Source organism: Bacteriovorax sp. PP10, from assembly GCF_035013165.1.
GTDB lineage: Bacteria > Bdellovibrionota > Bacteriovoracia > Bacteriovoracales > Bacteriovoracaceae > Bacteriovorax > Bacteriovorax antarcticus.
Window position 1 is genome coordinate 1,344,234 of the sequence record NZ_JAYGJQ010000002.1, and the last position, 18,298, is coordinate 1,362,531.

Sequence of the window (18,298 nt, forward strand, 5' to 3'; positions counted from 1 at the left end):
TTTGGCCCTCTTAGAAATAAGAGGGCCTTTTTATTTTAAAGAGTAATTTCTGCGCTAACCGGGCAATGATCAGAGATATGTTCATTGTAGTAAGCAAGATTTAGTAGCCCTTCACCTGTTGTACTTTCAGCATTACACATTTCAAAAATCTTTACAGGCTTCGTCGCTTTCATCGAATCACTAACGAAGAAGTGATCAAACTGACCTTGTCCGTAGCTGCTTCTGAAAGTGAAGAGGTCGTTACTTAATAATTTAACATTCAATTGACCTTGATTGAAGGCCTTCAGGATAAGGTCTTTATCGTTTTCAGTTTCTTTATTTAAAGGACTAAAATACGTATTAAAGTCACCGGCGATAACCACAGGAAGATTAGAGTGAACTTTCTTTAAGTAATCAGCAATGATTGCGGCCTGATCAAGTCTCGTTTTACTGTACTCTGGAGATGCTTTTAAGTGCACTCCTACAAGTCTGAATAATGCTTTTCCTTCTTTGTCAGTCACGATTGCCGTCACTGCCGGTCTGAGACTTCCTTTAGCGCCCGCTACTTCATCAATAATGTCGTTATCATCACTTGGCTCTCTTACAAATTTAAATCTGTCAGAGTGGCAAATTACAACGTGCTGGTGGCCTTCATAAGGAGCTTCGTAACTTAAGCATTCCCAGTTTGCGGGAAGGATATTTTTAATTTTTGAAGTGTTAACAATTTCTTCAAACACAATCAGGTCTGAAGCAGGAATAGATTTTTTTAAGAAGTCTTGAAGGTATGGATCGCGCCTTTCATCTTCGTGATAAGCGTAAAATTTAATATTGAAACTAGTAATGGTAAAAGTGGTTTTTGTTTCCTTAGCTTCAATGCCAGAAATAAAAAACATAAGTATCAGAACGATGCATGTTCTCAAAGGTATCATATCCGTGACTCCTTAATTATTGTAGGACAAGGAGAACATACATCTTTTAGATGAGTCAAATATAAAAATGAGATGTGAGAGTTGGAAAGAAAAATTAACCGCATCCTAACATTTGGATGCGGCCAATTTAATTATTGAACGGGGATAAGCTTTAAAATTTCTTCTGCGTCATTGTGAGAAGCTTCAACAAAGCGGGCCATTAAATCTGCAAGTGTGTTGGCCTTTGCGCCCATCGTTTCAGGAGTAGAGTTGCTGCTTAGGTATTCAAATACATCTTGAATAACATCATTTTTATTTCTCGTTCCAACGATGGCCTGAATATCTGCGATTAAGCGTTTTCCATCAGGAGTTCCCATTTCATAAGTGTGGATTGCTCTTTGTAATTTTTGGCGGTCTTTGCGTGTGATACCAATTCCACTTCTTTGTGGCCCATCTGGTTTATTGTTAGGGCTCGGAGCAAACCATCCATTCAAGTCACTTTCGATTTGAACTCCACCAGTCACAACTTTGCTGGTTTTTGCACTAACCGCAGAAATGAAAGTCACAGCAGCAAGGTCAATTTCCCAAGGGTGATTTCCTTGTTGAAGATTAACCATCAAGTGACGGTCAGCTTCAGCTGTATAGACCGTGAAGAAATCCGAAAGAACTGATTGTCCAAAATCTGAAACTTGCGCCCATCCAGAAGTGTCGCTGTTGGCCAGTGCCAGAATAATCGCGCGGTAGAATGGCTTTAAGTCTTTTGTTGCAAGCAGATATTTTCTTAGGTCTCTTAAGTATTCCGGGTCCGTTGCATCGGCCGCACCATGAGCAGGAGAGGAAGCAAAACTTCTTCCGCTCATAACTTCTTCATGAGGCTTCGTTTTACCTGTTTTATAAAGTACGTGGTAGTTGTAGTTGTTATCATCAAGCTTAACCTTTACACCAATCCCGCCAGTAAGAGCGTAGAGTGTGGCCAGGTCAAATGGAGCAGCGTTGATTTTTGCTTCTTTAAGCGCCAGGGACATATCGTTTTTTGTGTACCATGTTTTATCTTCACGTTGAAAATAAGTCAGCGAGTCGACAGTCGAGCGAGGCTTGATCTTTTTTAGAGTGTTGTAAACTTTTTCGATTTCATGATTTTCCAATCCACCTTCATAAGCTTTTTTCGTGCGATTCCATTTCGCTCCTTTATAGCTGCGAAGAGTTTTGAGATCCAGATGTTCAGATTGTGTTAGGAAAGCATTTGCCCCGATATTATCAAAGCCGCCGCCGCCACCATTTGATGAGTCACTTAGTTTATCAAGAGTGGGTTTAATTTTAGCTTTTAAAAAGCTGGTATAAGTTTTACCAAGATTGGTTCTTAAATCAAAAGTCGCAGCAGCAGGGTACTCGATACCAGCGTTTGAACTGGCAACCGTACGGACTGTTGAGGTATCAACTTGTGGAGCATTAACACTGGTATTACTAGGCCCCGTAGAGCAAGCTGTCGTGATCGCGAGCAGGATGAGTGAAAAAATTAATTGTCTTTTGTGAAGCATAATCGCGGGCCCCTTTTTTGGTTTGATCAACTTCATAAAGGATATCAATTGACTCATAAATCACAATGGTTGAAAAAAACTTCCCTGGATCAAAAAGATCGGATATTCAAGGTAAGTTATTGTTTTGATCTCAATTTTACGAGGCCTTTAAATAGATAATAAAAATATTATTTTAGAAGTGCTGCTAATTTCCAAATTTTCATCAAAAAAATCAGATTGTCTTACATCTCATAGTTTCTTAGGCCTTTTATAAAATTATATGGTTTAAATTTCCTATAATTTAAAAGGGCCTCTTGAATGAAATTTAATCCAAAGTTCGCGATCTTTTTCATTGTCACTCTTCTTGCCATCAGTGGATGCACCAAACCTGTTAATCTTATTGGTTCAGTCACTAATAAGCAGGTTATGGATCAAGATGATGTCGAAGAGAAAAGCGGCGACCAGTTAATTGTCATTCCAGAAGAACTCGACCGCCCGATCATTGAAGCGATTAAATCTGCCAGACATACGATTGATTTATCCAATTACCATTTATCAAACAGGTCAGTGGTCAGTGCTCTTATTGAATCTGCTAATACTGGAGTTCACATCAGAGTGATTTTAGACAATGGGGTTCTTACTGGTTCATCGACTGCAAAAAAAATCGTTAATAATTTAATTCAAAATAATATTCAGGTAAAACCCAGTTCAAAGTTTTTTTCCATCACTCACCAAAAGAGTTTTGTGGTCGATAATAAAACCGTTTTAATTTCTACGATCAATCTGGTGACCACTCTGGCGACAACCAGAGATTTTGGTCTGATTACTCATGATAAAAATGTCATCCAGGAAGTGAATGCTGTTTTTCAGGCCGATTGGGAAAATGCAGATACAGAAGGTGGAGTGACGCCGGAACTCAGTCAGGAAAGGCTGGTATGGAGTCCTATCAACTCACTTCCTAAGCTAGTCACATTAATCTCGTCTGCTAAAGTTGATATTAAAGTGATGGTAGAAAATTTAGGCAGCACTGAAATTCTTAAGGCCTTAATTGACCAGTCTAAAGCAGGCATCACTATTAAAGTTCTCACTCCGGGATGTATTGTTGGAAACGCAATGAGAAATAGACCTTTCATTAAGCAGCTTCAAGACAACAACATTGAAAATAAAGTGTCTCAAGCGGCACCTGATGCTGATCATCCCTATATTCACGCCAAAATGATCTTAGTAGATAATGAATCTTTCTTTATAGGTTCTGAAAATTTTTCTTTCAACTCATTAATGAAAGCAAGAGAGCTCGGGATTATTACAACGGACTTTGAAAATTCTAAAAAGATTTCTCAAGTCTTTGACCACGATTGGGGGAATTCTTTATCTCCAGAGCAGGTCACGGCCGAAGATTGTCAGAAAGCGAGCTGGAAGCCGACTCCACCACAGACACCTTAAAAATCTTATTTCCAAATGCCTTCAATCACTGGTGCTTTTGCATCTTCTCTTCCAAGATTGCCAATACCAAACTCATCTTCAATCATTTTTAACAAGGCCGTATGATTCATGGGCTGGGTATTTTGTGTTCCGGCCTTTATTTTTGCCCCTACAAGAACAGTGTAAACCTGATTAGTCTTTGAAGTGCCTCCACTTTCATCAAACGTAATAATGAAAAGGACGTCACCTAGTTTACTTGGATTTGAGATAAGCGAGCCAAATGTTTTATTTAACCATTTACCAGCGAAATCTACGCCAGTGTCATGACCGTCATTCTTCACATTAGGTATGTACATCGAAAACTCTGGCAGGCCTCCACTATTATAGTCAGAAAAGAAATTTGTTTCATCTTCGATATTCAAACATCTAGCGGAGTCTTGTGTGACATCAAGAAAGCTCATGAAAGGCACGTGCCTGCGAGCATACGGTCCTGAAGATTTTCCGATAAAACATTTACCAGGATAATTTTCAGCATAAACTTTCCATTTCATATGCGCTTTTTCCAGCAGGTCACCAACGTGAGTGTCTTGCAGGTTAACAACACTATCGTTGGTAACATTGAGTTTAGATCCTGCAATCATTGCAATGTAGTTACCTTGTGAAGGATGCGCTTCTGCAGTTAGATTTGTTAGTAGCACAGAGTTTTTAGTGAGTGCGCTGAAGTCAGCTTGTGCCAGTGCCTTTTCATAATCCATATTTTCAAAAACAACCCAGACAACTTTTTTGAAGTGATCTCCGGTTGATACCGTCTGTGCTGATAGCGATGAGCTCACAATGATCAATGTTAAAAAAGATGCGAAATATTGTTTCATATTTTCTCCCTAGGTTAATGCGCCTAACTTAGTGAGAATCGTCTGACCTGACAATGGGAATTCCAGCTTATTGCAAAATTGTAATGACCCTGCAAAATTTTCCCCTATGAAACCCATCTAAACTCCTCCTGTATTAGCTAAGTCTTAGCTTTTCTAATGTTTCTGCAAAGAGATTGTCAGAAGTTCCGCATGATCCAAATATCCATTCAGAACTATGTTATTTTTATAATAACAATCCATGGAAGGAGTGATGATGAAACTAGTTAGTTTGATGATTTTTTTGAGTCTATTTAATACTGCTTATGCTCAGTATGATTTCCTGGATGCGGGGGATGCTATTGGGCCATACCCGGCCAAAGGGTCTGTGGAAGCAAAAGAAGAGATTGAGCAGATGCTTTATTTTCAAGAGCACAGGACACAGGCCGATTGTGATGCCGCTGATCTTCAGGCATCAGCAAACTTAGAAACTTTGTTTGGTGGATCTTTAAGTGATGCTGAAATTAAAAAAGTAAAAAAGAAATTGAGGCTAGTTACAATTAAATCTGGAGTAGAGATCTATTTTACGAAAAGAGAATTTAAAAGACCAAGACCTTATCTTTCTCATCCCGAAATTAAGCCTTGTATCGAATTAGAAAAAAGTACATCTTATCCAAGTGGACATACAACTCTGGCGAGATTGTATGCAAGACTGCTTGCGGTTATTTATCCAGAAAGAGCAGATGTTTTTCAAGAGCTTGGTGATCAGGCCGCACTTAACAGAGTGATCGGTGGAGTCCATCATCCAAGTGATATTATCGCAGGAAAGAAGTTAGGTGATCTTCTTGCAGATGAGTATCTTTCAGATTCAAAATTTAAAAGAGAACTGGAAAAATTAGGTAAGAAGTAATCATTGGTTGACTAACTTTTTTCTTGCAAAGATAAATATGCTCAGTTCACTGATTCCAACAGAGACAAGTGTTGCTAATATACAGATGGCAATATCTATTGGGTGCATAAATGAGAAACTGAGCAGGGTTCTTGCCGAAGGAATATAAAGGGCAGCAATAAGCAGTAAGAGCGAAGTGATAATTATCCAGATGACAATTTTGTTTGGTTTTTTTGTCAAATTATTCAAGATAGAAACATTAGGTCCTCTATTTAAAAAGATTAAGAATGTATTAGATAGTATCAGTGTTGTCATAACTAAAGTTCTTGCATCGGCTTCGCCTTGATGCCTCCATAATGAAATTAAATAAACAACCGCGAGTGATAGAAATAAAATCGTTCCTTTCATAAAACTTGCATACCATAAATCGAAATTAAATAAAATTTCATCAGAAGGTCTTGGGGCCTGTTTCATTATATCGAATGGAGGATCATCGCCTTCAAATGCAATTGAAGAGGCGGGCTCAATGATTAAATGTAGAAATGCAATATGGGCTGGAAGTAAGACAAGGGGGAGATTAAAAATGACGGGGAGTACAGACATTCCTGCAATTGGTATATGTATTGAAAAAAGATAAATAAGAGCATTTTTTATATTTAGATAAACTTTTCGTCCGCATTTTATTGATTCAACAATTGAAGAAAAATCATCATTAAGTAATACGATATCAGAGGCTTCCCGGGCCACGTCGGTCCCTTTTTCACCCATCGCAATTCCAATGTGCGCACTACGAAGTGCTGGTGCATCGTTCACTCCGTCACCAGTCATCGCAACGATATCTTTATTCTTTTTAAATATCTCCACTAATCTTAACTTTTGCTCTGGCATGATTCTGGAAAAGACAGAAACATTTTTTATTAGTTCACATAGCTCAGTGTCTGGGATTTTATCCAGCTGGACACCTGTTATAACGTTATCCGGGTCATGAAGACCAATTTGTCTGGCAATGCTCTTAGCGGTCACTGGATGGTCTCCAGTGAGCATGACGACTCTTATCCCGGCATTTTTGCATTCTGCAATTGATTCTTTGATACCTGGCCTTATAGGGTCTGCAATACCTACTAGTCCTAGAAATTTAAATTCAAAATCATGTTGAATCGCTGGAAGTTTTTTATCAGGTGTATAGGATTTTGCCACCCCCAAAATTCTTAAACCATTTGAGGCCATATCGTCGGAGAGTTTTTGTATTTTATTTTTGTCTCCTTCATTCATATGGCATAAATCGATTATTGCCTCAGGAGAACCTTTGACTCCAATAACAAATCCATTGCTATCTTTCCCCTTCCACGCATGAGTGACGGAAAGCAGTTGGGTTGTTAGGGGGTATTCTTTTTCAAGATCCCAGTCATGGTGTAAATGTTCAGTGTCTTTTAAATATTTATTACCAGTAGATGAAAAAGCAATTTCCATCGGATCGAAGGGGTCTTTGCGACTGGCAAGTATTCCATACTCTAAAACTTCATGGAAGATTTCTGGCAATTGAGTTTCAAGATGTTCGGATAGGTCTATAGTTTGATCATTTGAGTATATTTTTTGTATGGCCATTTTATTCATTGTCAGTGTACCAGTTTTATCTACACACAGGACATTGATTGAGCCAAGGTTTTCAATGGATGAGATTTTTCTTGTTAAAACTTTATATTTTGAAAGCCTCCATGCGGCCATAGCAAAGTAAATGGTTAGGACTGCAGGTAATTCATTAGGAAGTATCGCCATCGCAAGTGAGATGCCCAGGAGTGGCCCTTTTATCCAGTCATGATTACTTAATGAGTAAATTATAATAACAAGTGCACAGAGTCCTAAAGCTATAAAAGAGAGCTTTTTAACCAGTAGACTGGTTTCTATCTCCAATCTGGAATGGTTAGATTCATCTTTGTCAATAATTTTGCCAATTCTTCCCAGGAAGGTATTTTGACCAATTGAATGAACAATCGCAATTGCATGCCCATTTACAATCGTTGTACCTGATAATAATTCTTCGGCAACTTCTTTTTTTACAGGAACTGATTCCCCGGTAAGGATTGATTCGTCAACTTCAACATTGATAGAGCTAATGAGGTGAGAATCAGCTGGGATATAATCGCCTTCATTTAAATAGACGATATCACCTGGGACGATATCGGTACCCGCAATGCGCTTTTGTTGACCATCTCTTAATGTCAAAGCTCTGGGATTTGAAATTGATTTCAGGGCCTCAATCGCATTTCCTGTTTTTTTCTCTTGGAAGATCGTAATTATGATAATTAAAAAAAAGAAAGCCAAAAGCATGGCCGCTTCACTGTGATCACCCAGAAAAAAGTATATACAACCACAAATGAACAGCAGATAGACCATGGGGTCTTTGAAGAGTTCTAAAAGATAGTTGTAAATTCTTTTGGGTTTTTGAGAGCGGAGTTCATTTTTACCGTGAATTTTTTTAAGTGCCAACACTTCAGAAGTCGTTAATCCGCCTTTAGAAAGAAAATCTTTCGCTGATTTTAAATCAAATGGAAGATCGTTGCTTTGATTTTTCATTTCATAATCATTTAAATCAAATTGAAAACTTTTTATAGTTTTCTTCAAATTTGTGTTTTAGGGATAAAGCAGCTTTGTTGTACTCAAATTTATCACTCCATAGTTGTTCAGCGCTTAGGTATACAGGGTCTACGTTGTCGAGTTCTATTGGAGTTTGGAGATTAAATATTTCATTCAGCTGAAAATTATTATCCTTAACGCCTTTTTGGATTGATCGAATACAGTTTCTAGTCAGCTCAAGTGGGTAGCGCGTACCTTTTCCATAAGGGCCCCCATACCAGCCAGTGTTGACTAACCAGACTTTAATGGGATTTTTTTCTAAGAATATTTTTAATAAGTCAGCATATTCCTGTGCTCGTCTCATCATAAAAGGAGCACCAAAACAATGTGAAAACGCAACTTCAATTTCTTTAAGTCCGATCTCTGTTCCAGCTAGTTTGGCCGTGTAACCAGTCAGAAAATAAAAAATTGCCTGTTCTGAAGTTAGTAAGCTGATAGCGGGTAAAACACCAAGGGCATCTGCACTAAGAAAAAAAATATTAGACGGTAAGGGGCCTCTGGAATCTATCGAGCAATTTTCAAGAGCTTTAAGAGAGTATGTAGACCTGCCATTTTCAGTTATGCTTTTATCTTTGAATAATGGTTTTCTAGTTAATTCGTCCAGGACTACATTTTCAAGTAAAGTTTTAAATCGATTAGAAGCTTTAAAAATCTCGGGCTCATTTTCTAAATTCAGGCCATAAGTTTTAGCATAACAGCCACCTTCGAAATTAAAAATTCCTGACTCTGATAGACCATGCTCATCGTCGCCAATGATGTTAAGTCCAATATCTGTGGAGAGAGTCGTTTTGCCAGTCCCTGACAATCCAAAAAATAAAGAGGTTTCTCCGTCATATGTCTGGTTTGCACCAGTATGCATGGGAAGGACATTAAGTTCAGGCAATAAAGTGTTTAATACAGAGAATATTGATTTTTTAATTTCTCCAGCATAGCCAGTACCAGCTATGATAATTTCTTTTGTGGAAAAATTGATAGCTATAACCGTTGTGGATCTTACTGGGTATTTAGTATTATCTACTAGAAAATCGGGGTCATGGTAAATTGTAAAACTCCCTAGAGGGTAGTCAAATTGCTCATTTCTAAAGATATTAGTGCAAAAAAGAGCATGTGCAGCTGATGGGGTAATTAGGATTACTTCTAGCGCATAAGCTGGATCAGCAGATGCACTTTTAGTTGTTACAAAGGTTAAACGGATTCCCTGATTAAATTTTTCAAGCATTTCAAGTTTGATAGAATTAAAATCTTCATTTGTCATCTTACGAATGTTATTTTTCCAGTCTATGACTTTTTCAGAATAGGGTTCAAGGACAACATATTTGTCATTGGCCGCTCTACCGGTAAAATTTCCGGTCTTTATTACTAAAGCGCCATCTTTGCTTAATTTATTTTCAGAATCTTGCTGTAGAGAGTATTCGACTAGCATGGCCTCGGGAAGATTGAGTTTAATTTTTGCCGACTCAGATAGACCAAAATTTAAACTATCAAGCATATTATCTCCACTGACATTAATGTAACCCAAATAAATCCTAGCGTACTAGAAACGAGACTTGCATGATCTTTATCATCATATAAATTAATTTTACCTCAAGAAGGTTTTTTAGTGCTGATATGGCCCATGTTTTTAAGAATAAGTTAGGCATATAGTTAACTGGGATTAAAAGAAATGGATCAATAGAATGAAAATAAAAAAAATGCAAAGCTCTAATGTTATCAAGTCAAACGGTGATATTGAGCGTTTTTCAATGAGAAAATTTAACAAATCGCTTAGGAGAACAGGTCTTGATTCAATGTATTGTAATCAAATTTCCAAGGCCGTCGCAGATAAAATACACCCAGGGATAAGAACTAAAGATATTTATAATGAAACATTTAAACTTATTAAGAAAACATCGGTCATTGCGGCCGTTCATTATTCTTTAAAAAAAGCAATTTTAGAGCTTGGTCCAACTGGATTTATATTTGAATTATTTGTAGCGAGATATTTTGAGTGTATCGGTTATAAAACATATGTTGGAACAACTTTACAGGGACAGTTTGTTAAGCATGAAGTTGATGTCGTCGCTGTAAAAAATAATTATATGGTTTGTGTTGAATGCAAATTTCATAATATGGTTCGAACTAAGAATGATATAAAAATAGTTCTCTATGTAAAATCCAGATGGGATGACTTGAAAAAGGGGCCAGATGGTAAATACTTAAGAGAGTTTTATGTTGCCACGAATACATCTTTTACAGGAGATGCTCTGATTTATTCTAATGGAATTGGTTTAAAACTTTTAGGGGTCAATGCACCTGAAGATGAATCATTTCTTGATAAAATCAAAAAGCATAAACTATATCCGATTACGTCTTTAAAAAGATTAAAAAAAATATATTGTCAGGAGCTTATTAGAGAAAAATTAATTTTGTGCTCAGATCTTTTAGATAAAAGAGCAATTCTTAAGAAGATAGGAATGAGCGATGAAGAAATTAGAAATTTATATACAGATATCAATAAATTAATGGAATGAATTATATGGAAATAGAATTTTTAGGTGCAATTGAAGGAGTGACAGGCTCTATGACACTATTGAGTGTTCCGGAAGGGAAGCTGTTAATTGATTGTGGCATGTTTCAAGGAGAAGAGGAAAATATTAAGAAAAATATTTCACCACTTCATTTTAACAGTAAAGATATAGATGCAATCATATTAACACATGCTCACCTTGACCATTCCGGATTTATACCAAGGTTAATTAAAGAAGGGTTTCGAGGAAGTATATATTCGACTAAGCCTACCATGAAGCTGGCACAAATTATAATGCTTGATAGTGCAAAACTTATTGGGCATGAAAATAATCCATTACATTCAATGTATGATTTGGAAGATGCAGTTAAGGCCAGCTCCTTTTTTAAAATAAAAAAATATAATGAGGCATTTGAAGTATTAGGACTTCAAATTGAACTGATTCCTGCTGGGCATATACTTGGAGCAGCTTCAGTTGTGATTAAAGGTAAAAAAACAATTGTGTTTTCTGGAGACTTGGGTCGATTTGATGATCCTATTATAAAGGAGCCTTCTTTTTGCCCTGAAGCCGACATGGTTGTTATTGAGTCTACTTATGGTGGTAAGAATAGAAGTGGGGATATCGAGCAAGAGTTAGGGCGTTTTTTAAAGTTAGTTAAAGAGGGGGCAAGGGTAGGTATTATTGCAAGTTTTGCAGTTGCGAGAGGTCAACTTCTTATCGCAATGATTTCGGAGTATTTTACTAAATATCCTGAAGAGAAAATAAGAGTCGTTATTGATAGTCCAATGATGGTTAGTGCGAATAAAGTTTATAGAGAATTTGCTGACTCAACTCGAATGCCACTGGTCTTAAATAATGCTCTCAGTGAAATTGAAGTCATAGACAATGAAAGAGAGTGGGTTTCTTTGCAGAAAATAGATGGGCCACTCGTCATTATTAGTTCAAGTGGAATGGTCTCAGGAGGAAGAATATGGAGGCATTTGGAGAATTGGCAACGTGATAGTAATGCAATACTTTTTTTGCCTGGATATCAAGGAGCAGGTACAGCGGGCAGACTTCTAGCGGAAGGTAAGAGGATTATTTTTAGCGAAGAAGGGGTTAAGATCCATTGGCATGGGGAGGTTATGACCTCAGATGCATTTTCATCTCATGCAGATCAAGAAGAACTTTTGTATTGGTTAAAAGACTTGAAGAAAGAAACGGCAATATACTTGAACCATGGAGAGGAAAAATCAAAGGAGATTTTAATGAAGCTTCTTAAAGAAAAAAAATATACAAATGTCTACATTGCAGGAAATGAGAAAGTAAAACTTTATTAATAACCAATTAACTCATAATCTTATTTACGAGATCAATTGCTATTTGTGTCTTGGTTAGAAAATTATCATAACTTTCAATGTCCACATACATCGGATGATCTTTCCAGATATCAGCGATCTTATTATCAATTTCTCTAGCTGTTAAAGCATTTTCAATTCGAAGTGGATTGATGTTATTATACCCTTGAGTTTCAGTTGGTGTCCGTAAATGAATAATAGCAGCATATTTGGATAGTTCTTTTGATAAGCTTGTGTGATTCATTTTCCAGAAGAGGTCTTCATCATAGGGCCAATAGGCAAGACCATCTAGAGTTCCACGATCACAGAGAGCAAAATTCCATTTATTCTCTTCTTTGACTAGAGTTTCCATTTCATTTTGTACATTAAAAATGGCCCTTTGAGCTGAGGCCCGACCAGATTTACTTGGAAGTCTCCAAAATCCACCAGTGAACAAAATAGACGCAGCTTCTGGTAAAATTGTAGTATTCAGCAGATTCATTTTTTTGATCATTTCGAGGACTGCTGTTTTTCCTGCTCCAGGACCACCTGTAATGACTACGTATTTAATATTAAAATCCATAATTTTTTCTTCTTAAGACAAATGGAAATACTTATCAAAGTAATCTTTAGAAAATTTTAATATTTCGGATCTTCGAGGATGAGATCTCATTGGTATTGTTGAAACTATCTTATGTGCCAATTTCTCATGATTATGTGATTCACAATGATGTTTAAATTCATCTTTGGCCGTTCCTGGTCCGAGAATGAGAACGTGATCTGGGTTGCCTAGTTCGTTTGCGATAGCATGATAAAACATTTTCTGATGCTCTTTTCCATGTGTAAACTTTCTTGGAGACTCAATTTTCTTCGTATCTGCTTTTTTTGTGAAATATTTTTCAAACACTTTATGTTGCGATGAAAATTCGTAAATATAGGCCTGTTGATGATCTATCCAAATTGTTTTGTAAGTCATAAAATCTCCTTAAAAGTTACATACCTTTTACCATGTTATGAAAAAAGATATCATCAAATTGAGTTTTTTGTAATTTCTCCATTGGAGCGATTACATCTCTTGCCTTAGCAATTGAGGCAAAACCATTATCTATTCTATCTTGATCAAGTTTTAACAATCTCTTTTTTAAAATTTGATATTCTTTTTGATCCATCTTTGGTTTTAATATTGTTTGAATCATAACAATTTTAGTTTTTTCAATTTCATCTGTGATTCGAGTGTATTTATCCCTATTGTTTTCTTCTATTATTAAAAGTTTTTCTTTTTGAGTTGGAGTTAGTTCAGCAGAGCTTAGTATCAATTCTCTCGGAGTAATAACAACTTCTTCATGGTATTGAGTTGGGACATTTTGTATTTCGGCCACAACCTTTTTTTTAGCTATACTGTTTTCAGCACACCCCGTAGTGAGGATGAGTAGCAATATAGTCGGAATAAAAATAAGTCTCATGCTGTTCTCCTGATTTTATATTATTTCAAATATCAAACTCGATCACTGATTTTAATCATCTTAATAATATATTAAATTCAGTGTTTCTAGTCTTCGTGACGATAATAAGTGGAGCTATTTAGAATTGTTTTTGCAAATAAAGCAGTAAACATTGCAAACAATGCCATGCCTGTAAGCATTAGAATGATGCCGAGAACTTTTCCTTGAATTGTAACTGGAGTAATGTCCCCATATCCGGTTGTGGTTGCTGTTGCCATTCCCCACCATAGAGCATCCAAATAACTATGAATTTTAACATTGTGATTTAATTCAAAAAAATAAAATGCCAGACTGAAAGTACCTATCATTACGTTACCTAATATTGTAAGTAATGCGAAAACAGGACTCTTGATGAGTATAAAGATTTCTGCGAGAAAAAAATTTAGACTCATAAGAATTAATCTGTGCTTTTTTTCTTTTGTAGCGTTTTTCATTATTACCCTATTGGGAATATTAAAATTTAAACGATTGCTCATTTAAAATTACAACATTGGGATTTTGTCACGATATGGTTATGAAAGAACATGATTTATATTAGATAATTCATTTTTTGTTTTATAAGTATTACTCAGCATATAATCTAACCTCAATTTAAAACTATGATATTTATTACATCTTTATAACGTGTATATGATTGGTTCAATTATGTGTTGGAGGATTTATGAGTAATGCCAATTTCGAAACTTCTAGTTTGGTATCTCCAAAATTAAGTTTTGTTGTAGAGGATTCAGAAAAAAAAGCGAAGGATCTCTTGCATGCTATAGACGAATCTTCGATAGTTGCTTTTGCTGATCTATCTGGAGAAATTAATTATGTTAACGATAAGTTTTGTGAAATATCAGGATATCGCAGAGAGGAGCTAATTGGCAGACAACATAATATTATTAATTCAGGATATCACTCAAAAGAGTTTTTCGTCGATTTATGGAAGACCATTAGGTTGGGGAAAATTTGGAAGGGTGAAATTAAAAACAAGGCGAAGGATGGCAGTTATTACTGGGTCTTTACAACGATCGTTCCAATTTTAGATGAGAGCGGGAGACCTCGTGAATTTTTGTCAATCCGTTACGATATAACTGAAAAAAAGAGATTAGAAGACGAGAATATAAAAAATATTCAAGAAATTCTTGAAACTAAAATAAATCAAGAAACGAGTGAGCGATTTGTATCATCTCTCACTCATGATATGCGGACTCCTCTGACTGCTGCAAAACTATCAGCACAAATGATTTTAAGAAATATGGATAATCGCGAATCAGTAAAAAAATTTGCTTCAATGATTATAAATAATCTGAATCGAACGGATGAGATGATTATTGATCTTCTGAATGCAACCAAAATTAGGGCCGGGCAAAAAATAGATGTTCAGATGGAGTTATGTGATGCCAACGATATTGCAAAAAAAACAATCGACGAACTCGTTGCAGTATATGGGGAACGATTCGAGTTATATATTCATGGAGATGGAGTTGGTGTCTGGTCATCATCAGGAATTAAGAGAATTATAGAAAATTTATGCATCAATGCAATTAAGTATGGCGATAACCGAAAAATAAAAGTTGCTATTATCACTGATGCAAAGGAATTGAAGATTCAGGTTCAGAATTGGGGGGAGATTATAAAAAAAGATGAGGCGTCTAACTTATTTAATTATCTTCAAAGAACTTTTTCAGCGCAAAAAAGTCATAAGAAAGGCTGGGGGATTGGGCTTACAATTGTTAAAGGAATGGCAGAATCACATCATGGAGATGTTGTCGTTACGAGTACCCACGAAAATGGTACAATCTTTACAGTAAGGCTTCCGAAGCAGACAGCAAGTGATATAACTTAAGTCATAAAGTAAATTGTTAGTGAAGTGGTTGAGAAAGTTAGTTTCAGAATAGTTCTATATAATCCTATGTAGTGCATATAATTCATATTCAGTCTTATTTGATAAATCTTTTTTAGATCCCTCCAATATATATAAAATATTTTTCTGAAATATGACAATTGTTATATTGAAAATAAAATATCTAAGATATTTGTTATGGCAACTGCAGGTTTGCAGTTGGGATTAATGTTTTCTTGGATTGAGATATGATCATTGTGAGAGGACTTAAAGATAAAAGATAAACCTGTTTATCAGGGCATATTTATAAATCATTATCCAAACAATTAATAATAAGAGTTTGGTATCAAGGAGGACCTATGCATTTAACGCCGTTTAAGCACAGAAACAAAGCACCAGTGACTTATAATCCCAGATTCGGTTCGGATTTGAGTACTTTACAAAGAGAAATGAATTCTTTGATGAACAACTTTTTTGATTTGGGGGAGTTTTCATCACCTTTAAATTTCTCCTCGAGTGTTTATCCCACAATAGATATCAAAGAGGACGAAAACAAATATTTAATAGATGCAGATGTTCCTGGTATGAGTGATAAAGATATCAATCTAGATGTCCGTAATAATATTCTAACGATTAGTGGAAAAGTAGATACTGAAACCAAGGATGAGAATAAAGGGTATGTCTGCGTCGAGCGTAGTCACGAATCTTTTAGTCGAGATATTTATCTAGCAAGTGATGTTGATATGGATAGTGTAAAGGCCGAATTAAAAAATGGAGTTTTGCATATTGAAATGAATAAAAGTGAGTTGGCAAAGAAGAACCATAAGAAAATTGCGATTAAGCATTAGTAAGTTTTTAATGGGCCAGTATTGCCTTTGGCAGTCCTGGCCTTTGTTTTGTCATTCTTTCAAATGATAAAAAAGGGCGTTTTCTAAGTATGGAGTCTTTATAAATCAGACTACATTTAAAAAAAGTTTGAACGTCTTTAGCTTAAGCATTTTTGGTATAGGGACTATTATTGGAGCAGGAATTTATTCTGTTACGGGTATAGCTTATGGCCATGCGGGCGGGACATTGTGGATTAGTTTTATCCTGGCAGGCTTCGCTGCAGTTTGTACTGCTTTTTCCTATTGTGAATTATCAACTATGTATCCGTCGGCCGGCGCAGAGTATATCTATATTCGTAATGCTTTTCCAAAAATTCCTTATTTGAGTTTTATCATGGCCATGATGTTATTTTTTGGAGGCGCAGCTATTTCATCAACAGTTGCACTTGCATTTGCTGGATATTTGCAATTTTTTATTAATGTCCCTATCTATTTGGTTGCAATTGGCCTGATGCTAATTTGTACTTTGATTAATAATTATGGAATTGAACAATCCAATCGGGTTAATATACTTTTTACCTTTATTGAATTAATAGGAATTTTATTAATTATTTGGGTTGGTTTTAATTTGAATGGCCCTGTCTCCAAACCAATATTTAATATCCACAAAGGTACTTTAATTGCAACATCACTCATCTTTTTTATCTATCTGGGATTTGAAGAAATTGTTAATCTCTCTGAAGAGGCCCGGGATCCAAGCAGAGATATTCCCAAGGCCATTTTTTTTAGCCTTGGTATAACGACTGTACTTTATTTGGCCGTGAGTTTTGCCGTCATAAGATTAATAAGGCCTGAAGTCCTTGTATTGAGCCGTTCTCCACTTGCGGATGCTGTTAGCAATGCTGCTCCTTCATTGAGTAGAGTTATGGCAGGCATCGCCTTATTTTCAACTGCGAATACTGTTCTAATTACGATGTTAGTTTTATCACGAATGGTTTTTAGTATGGGACGCGAAGGGGATTTGCCACGTTTCTTAGGGAAAGTTCATAGTTCCCATATGATCCCTCATATTGCCTCATTTTTTGTCTTGGTTATTTCTTGCGGTTTTCTGTATTTAAAAAATCTTGAAATGCTTGTTAGCTTTTCATCATTTGCAACTTTGGTGGCATTCATATCAGTCAATATAGTGCTGATAGTACTTCGTTATACTAAATCCCATTTAAAACGTCCTTATTTAATTCCCCTTAATATAGGATCATTCCCATTAATATCATTTTTAGGTATTCTTATTTGTCTTGTAATGTGTATGCAATTTGAAGTCATAATCTATGTGACTGCACTTTTGATTGTTCTCATTAGCTCAGGCTATTATTGGGGAATAAGACTCTATGCTAATTTAAAAAAATAGGATTTATGTATTAATTATTTTTTGCCATAGATATTAATTCTTTTTCCTTGAGGATGTAGACTATTTTTTGACCTGAAATAATTCCCATTTTTTTTAGCTCAGAAAATGCACGTATGGCCGTTTCAGGGGCCGTCCCTATTAGCATCGCCAGTTCTTCCCGGTTTAGATTCAAGTCTATCTTCCATTTTTCATTCTCATACGAACCTACATTTTTTTTGAAATCTAGCAGAAGCTCAGATAAGCGTTCAATAACTTTCTTTTGATGACAAGAGCAAATATGTTCTTCAGCTTTTTTTAATACATCGAGCGTTTTTTTTAATAGATTCAGACCGATGTTTCTATTGTTAATAAGTTTGCTAAATGATTTTTTATCAATGTAGCAAACTACAGCATCTGAAATTGCAATGCCCGTTTTATCAAACTCATTATTCTCCAATAATATGTCCTCTCCAATTATATCTCCAGCATTTGCAATTCTTAAAATTGTTTCGTTGCCATTGTTGTTAGATTTTACGACCTTGATATTTCCTTTTTTAATGCAGTAAATTCCATTGAGAGTCGCATTCTGAGTAAATAGACTTTGTCCTTTTTTTAAATATAGCTGCCTTTTTTGTATTGGATAATCACCTGGCCCCGAATTATGCTGATTACAAAATATGCTTTTTTTTAGCGCTGGACAATTTTGACAACTTTCCATTTATTTCTCCGGTTGT

17 protein-coding genes are annotated in these 18,298 nt (G+C 35.9%); 7 read left to right on the plus strand and 10 right to left on the minus strand.

Annotation, left to right across the window (positions count from 1 at the left end):
- Nucleotides 1–35: 35 nt before the first annotated feature.
- Entirely contained in the window at nt 36–908 is an 873-nt protein-coding gene (locus SHI21_RS16525) for an endonuclease/exonuclease/phosphatase family protein (protein ID WP_323578007.1), read from the minus strand.
- 131 nt (nt 909–1,039) lie between these two features.
- Nucleotides 1,040–2,425: a hypothetical protein gene (locus SHI21_RS16530; RefSeq protein WP_323578008.1), complete on the minus strand. Its 1,386-nt coding sequence runs from the start codon at nt 2,423–2,425 to the stop codon at nt 1,040–1,042.
- Between the two features lie 297 nt (nt 2,426–2,722).
- Here SHI21_RS16530 and SHI21_RS16535 point away from each other — a divergent pair, with 297 nt between their 5' ends.
- On the plus strand, nt 2,723–3,847 hold the full coding sequence (locus SHI21_RS16535; RefSeq protein ID WP_323578009.1) for a phospholipase D-like domain-containing protein: 1,125 nt from the start codon (nt 2,723–2,725) through the stop codon (nt 3,845–3,847).
- A gap of 5 nt (nt 3,848–3,852) precedes the next feature.
- On the opposite strand, the gene SHI21_RS16540 is transcribed toward SHI21_RS16535, so the two are convergent.
- Nucleotides 3,853–4,698 (minus strand): alkaline phosphatase family protein, encoded by an 846-nt coding sequence (locus tag SHI21_RS16540; RefSeq protein WP_323578011.1) that lies wholly within the window; start codon nt 4,696–4,698, stop codon nt 3,853–3,855.
- A 253-nt stretch (nt 4,699–4,951) separates the two neighbouring features.
- Here SHI21_RS16540 and SHI21_RS16545 point away from each other — a divergent pair, with 253 nt between their 5' ends.
- Nucleotides 4,952–5,584 (plus strand): phosphatase PAP2 family protein, encoded by a 633-nt coding sequence (locus SHI21_RS16545; protein ID WP_323578012.1) that lies wholly within the window; start codon nt 4,952–4,954, stop codon nt 5,582–5,584.
- Here SHI21_RS16545 and SHI21_RS16550 read toward each other — a convergent pair whose 3' ends face one another.
- Both SHI21_RS16550 and SHI21_RS16555 read right to left on the minus strand, forming a co-directional pair.
- Nucleotides 5,585–8,185 carry a cation-translocating P-type ATPase gene (locus tag SHI21_RS16550; protein ID WP_323578013.1) on the minus strand — a complete coding sequence of 867 codons (2,601 nt, stop codon included), beginning with the start codon at nt 8,183–8,185 and terminating at the stop codon, nt 5,585–5,587.
- Nucleotides 8,154–9,686: a phosphoenolpyruvate carboxykinase (ATP) gene (locus SHI21_RS16555; RefSeq protein WP_323578014.1), complete on the minus strand. Its 1,533-nt coding sequence runs from the start codon at nt 9,684–9,686 to the stop codon at nt 8,154–8,156. Before SHI21_RS16555 ends, SHI21_RS16550 begins: the two co-directional genes overlap by 32 nt.
- 187 nt (nt 9,687–9,873) lie before the next feature.
- On the opposite strand from SHI21_RS16555, the gene SHI21_RS16560 reads away from it, so the two are divergent.
- Together SHI21_RS16560 and SHI21_RS16565 are read left to right on the plus strand one after the other, a co-directional pair.
- Entirely contained in the window at nt 9,874–10,707 is an 834-nt protein-coding gene (locus SHI21_RS16560; protein WP_323578015.1) for a PDDEXK family nuclease, read from the plus strand.
- A gap of 5 nt (nt 10,708–10,712) precedes the next feature.
- Nucleotides 10,713–12,023, plus strand: a complete 1,311-nt coding sequence (locus tag SHI21_RS16565; protein ID WP_323578016.1) for an MBL fold metallo-hydrolase — start codon at nt 10,713–10,715, stop codon at nt 12,021–12,023.
- A 7-nt stretch (nt 12,024–12,030) separates the two neighbouring features.
- Here the strand turns inward: SHI21_RS16565 and SHI21_RS16570 are convergent, their stop codons facing one another.
- From SHI21_RS16570 to SHI21_RS16585, 4 genes are all read right to left on the minus strand, one after another.
- Nucleotides 12,031–12,603: an AAA family ATPase gene (locus SHI21_RS16570; protein WP_323578017.1), complete on the minus strand. Its 573-nt coding sequence runs from the start codon at nt 12,601–12,603 to the stop codon at nt 12,031–12,033.
- A 12-nt stretch (nt 12,604–12,615) separates the two neighbouring features.
- Nucleotides 12,616–12,996: a hypothetical protein gene (locus tag SHI21_RS16575; protein ID WP_323578018.1), complete on the minus strand. Its 381-nt coding sequence runs from the start codon at nt 12,994–12,996 to the stop codon at nt 12,616–12,618.
- 16 nt (nt 12,997–13,012) lie between these two features.
- Nucleotides 13,013–13,483 (minus strand): hypothetical protein, encoded by a 471-nt coding sequence (locus tag SHI21_RS16580; RefSeq protein WP_323578020.1) that lies wholly within the window; start codon nt 13,481–13,483, stop codon nt 13,013–13,015.
- A gap of 86 nt (nt 13,484–13,569) precedes the next feature.
- Entirely contained in the window at nt 13,570–13,956 is a 387-nt protein-coding gene (locus SHI21_RS16585; protein ID WP_323578021.1) for a potassium channel family protein, read from the minus strand.
- A 227-nt stretch (nt 13,957–14,183) separates the two neighbouring features.
- On the opposite strand from SHI21_RS16585, the gene SHI21_RS16590 reads away from it, so the two are divergent.
- The 3 genes from SHI21_RS16590 to SHI21_RS16600 all read left to right on the plus strand — a co-directional run bounded on the left by SHI21_RS16590 (nt 14,184) and on the right by SHI21_RS16600 (nt 17,585).
- Nucleotides 14,184–15,353 carry a PAS domain-containing sensor histidine kinase gene (locus SHI21_RS16590; protein ID WP_323578022.1) on the plus strand — a complete coding sequence of 390 codons (1,170 nt, stop codon included), beginning with the start codon at nt 14,184–14,186 and terminating at the stop codon, nt 15,351–15,353.
- A 356-nt stretch (nt 15,354–15,709) separates the two neighbouring features.
- Entirely contained in the window at nt 15,710–16,198 is a 489-nt protein-coding gene (locus SHI21_RS16595; RefSeq protein WP_323578023.1) for an Hsp20/alpha crystallin family protein, read from the plus strand.
- Between the two features lie 127 nt (nt 16,199–16,325).
- On the plus strand, nt 16,326–17,585 hold the full coding sequence (locus SHI21_RS16600) for an APC family permease (protein WP_323578024.1): 1,260 nt from the start codon (nt 16,326–16,328) through the stop codon (nt 17,583–17,585).
- A gap of 10 nt (nt 17,586–17,595) precedes the next feature.
- On the opposite strand, the gene SHI21_RS16605 is transcribed toward SHI21_RS16600, so the two are convergent.
- The gene (locus SHI21_RS16605; RefSeq protein WP_323578026.1) at nt 17,596–18,282 is read right to left on the minus strand and encodes a Crp/Fnr family transcriptional regulator; all 687 of its coding nucleotides are present in this window, start codon (nt 18,280–18,282) and stop codon (nt 17,596–17,598) included.
- Nucleotides 18,283–18,298 lie beyond the last annotated feature (16 nt).

What these genes read in the sequence shown, in the direction of transcription:
- SHI21_RS16535 (WP_323578009.1), top strand. Translation starts at nt 2,723, where the DNA reads ATGAAATTTAATCCAAAGTTCGCGATCTTTTTCATTGTCACTCTTCTT.
- SHI21_RS16590 (WP_323578022.1), top strand. Translation starts at nt 14,184, where the DNA reads ATGAGTAATGCCAATTTCGAAACTTCTAGTTTGGTATCTCCAAAATTA.
- SHI21_RS16530 (WP_323578008.1), bottom strand. Translation starts at nt 2,425, where the DNA reads ATGCTTCACAAAAGACAATTAATTTTTTCACTCATCCTGCTCGCGATC.
- SHI21_RS16595 (WP_323578023.1), top strand. Translation starts at nt 15,710, where the DNA reads ATGCATTTAACGCCGTTTAAGCACAGAAACAAAGCACCAGTGACTTAT.
- SHI21_RS16570 (WP_323578017.1), bottom strand. Translation starts at nt 12,603, where the DNA reads ATGGATTTTAATATTAAATACGTAGTCATTACAGGTGGTCCTGGAGCA.
- SHI21_RS16555 (WP_323578014.1), bottom strand. Translation starts at nt 9,686, where the DNA reads ATGCTTGATAGTTTAAATTTTGGTCTATCTGAGTCGGCAAAAATTAAA.
- SHI21_RS16585 (WP_323578021.1), bottom strand. Translation starts at nt 13,956, where the DNA reads ATGAAAAACGCTACAAAAGAAAAAAAGCACAGATTAATTCTTATGAGT.
- SHI21_RS16605 (WP_323578026.1), bottom strand. Translation starts at nt 18,282, where the DNA reads ATGGAAAGTTGTCAAAATTGTCCAGCGCTAAAAAAAAGCATATTTTGT.
- SHI21_RS16545 (WP_323578012.1), top strand. Translation starts at nt 4,952, where the DNA reads ATGAAACTAGTTAGTTTGATGATTTTTTTGAGTCTATTTAATACTGCT.
- SHI21_RS16525 (WP_323578007.1), bottom strand. Translation starts at nt 908, where the DNA reads ATGATACCTTTGAGAACATGCATCGTTCTGATACTTATGTTTTTTATT.
- SHI21_RS16560 (WP_323578015.1), top strand. Translation starts at nt 9,874, where the DNA reads ATGAAAATAAAAAAAATGCAAAGCTCTAATGTTATCAAGTCAAACGGT.
- SHI21_RS16565 (WP_323578016.1), top strand. Translation starts at nt 10,713, where the DNA reads ATGGAAATAGAATTTTTAGGTGCAATTGAAGGAGTGACAGGCTCTATG.
- SHI21_RS16540 (WP_323578011.1), bottom strand. Translation starts at nt 4,698, where the DNA reads ATGAAACAATATTTCGCATCTTTTTTAACATTGATCATTGTGAGCTCA.
- SHI21_RS16580 (WP_323578020.1), bottom strand. Translation starts at nt 13,483, where the DNA reads ATGAGACTTATTTTTATTCCGACTATATTGCTACTCATCCTCACTACG.
- SHI21_RS16575 (WP_323578018.1), bottom strand. Translation starts at nt 12,996, where the DNA reads ATGACTTACAAAACAATTTGGATAGATCATCAACAGGCCTATATTTAC.